Raw genomic sequence first — 293 nt, forward strand, 5'->3', positions numbered from 1 at the left:
TTCACCGTGGAATGGCAGGCGCGGCGCGACGCCATCGCCACGCCGGCGGCGGACGATCCGGTGTTCCACGACGGCACGCGGACGATGCGGCGCCTGCTCGGCGACCCGCAGCGGCGGGTGGAGGCCTTCGAGCCCGACGACTTCCCCGACGGCAGCAGCGCGCGCCGCTACCTGATGCTGGTGCAGCTGCAGGACGCCAGCTGGCTGGCCTTCACCACTCCGGCGCGCAGCTGGGGCCTCAACGCCACCGCCCGCGCGCTGGTGATCATCGGCCTCGCGCTGATCGCCGCGCT

1 pseudogene is annotated in these 293 nt (G+C 74.1%); it reads left to right on the plus strand.

What is annotated here, in order from left to right:
- Positions 1-293, plus strand: a pseudogene (locus tag B2X67_RS13265) (two-component sensor histidine kinase); the annotation flags it as partial.

The sequence above is a fragment of the Pseudomonas sp. UBA3153 genome, from assembly GCF_002364635.1.
Lineage (GTDB): Bacteria > Pseudomonadota > Gammaproteobacteria > Pseudomonadales > Pseudomonadaceae > Pseudomonas_O > Pseudomonas_O kuykendallii.